Raw genomic sequence first — 1,294 nt, 5'->3', positions numbered from 1 at the left:
GGTATGAACCGGAAACATGGGTAACACTTTAGACCGGATACATGGGTAACAGTTATAACTGGCATAGAAGAGGAGACTCGCTATGCCCTGGACTGAGACCCGACCTATGCAACGCCTTGATTTTATCCGTGCCTGCCATGCAGGTACGGATTCTTTTTCAGCCCTCTGCCGTCTCTTCGGCATCAGCCGAAAAACCGGTTACAAATGGCTTCAGCGTTTTGACCCCTCTGACCTGTCATCTCTCTCTGACCGGTCGCGTGCTCCGCACTCCCACTCCCGGACGGTTCCTGATGATATCGCCGGGCAGCTTACGGCCCTGAGGCAAAAACACCCTGACTGGGGTCCGAAAAAACTGCGGATGTGGCTGCTCAATCATCACGTCGATTTTACCGTCCCTGCTGCCAGCACTATCGGCGATATCCTCAAGCGTGAAGGCCTGGTTCCGGATAAAAAGCGAAAACGCCGAACCCCGGGCAATCGCCAGCCCCTGACCATCATCAGTGAGAACAATCAGGTCTGGAGCGCTGATTTTAAAGGCAAGTTCAGGCTGCTGAGCCGGGAATACTGTCATCCCTTCACCCTGACCGACAATCACAGCCGGTATCTGCTGAGCTGCCGGGGAACCGACCGGGAGAGTGAGCCCTTCGTCAGACAGTGCCTGACGGATGCGTTCCTGGAGTACGGTCTGCCGGAAGTGCTCAGAACCGATAACGGTCAGCCCTTCGCGGGAACAGGGATAGCCGGACTAAGTCGTCTTGCCGTCTGGCTAATCAAGCTGGGCATCAGGCCGGAGCGTATCAGGAAGGGGCATCCGGAAGAAAACGGCCGTCATGAGCGAATGCACCGCTCCCTGAAAAGTGCGGTGAAACAGGGCAACACCTTCATGACGATGGAAGAACAACAGCGGTGGTTCAGTGACTACCGGGAGGAGTTTAACCACGAAAGGCCGCATGAAGCCCTGGCGGGCGCAACGCCCGGAACGGTGTGGAAACCCTCGAACCGGCACTGGGATGGCAGTGTTCCTGAATACGCGTATCCGGAAGGCGGTACGGTCTACAGGGTGAAATCGCGGGGAACACTTTATATGGGGAAAAAGGGGACGGTGTTCCTGAGTGAAGCGCTGACTGATGAGTACATCATGCTGGAAGAACAGGATGATGGCCTTGAGGCCATCATCTTTAACGGAATAACGCTTGCGTACTACGACCGAAAAACCCAGAGTGTGCTCCGGATAGACTAAAAAGTGTTACCTATGTTCCCGGTCTGATCTGTCACCTATGTATCCGGTCATACA

General features: G+C 55.0%; 1 protein-coding gene. It reads left to right on the top strand.

All coding sequences use genetic code 11. The features are described from left to right. Positions 1-82: 82 nt before the first annotated feature. Positions 83-1,240 (top strand): DDE-type integrase/transposase/recombinase, encoded by a 1,158-nt coding sequence (locus tag N037_RS15590; protein WP_032642027.1) that lies wholly within the window; start codon positions 83-85, stop codon positions 1,238-1,240. The last annotated feature ends 54 nt before the right edge of the window (positions 1,241-1,294 follow it).

This window comes from Enterobacter sp. EGD-HP1 (assembly GCF_000733275.2).
Classification (GTDB): domain Bacteria; phylum Pseudomonadota; class Gammaproteobacteria; order Enterobacterales; family Enterobacteriaceae; genus Enterobacter.
This window is presented reverse-complemented; position numbering and strand designations above follow the sequence as displayed.

Coding starts and splice junctions, on each gene's coding strand:
- N037_RS15590 (WP_032642027.1), top strand. CDS start 83: ATGCCCTGGACTGAGACCCGACCTATGCAACGCCTTGATTTTATCCGT.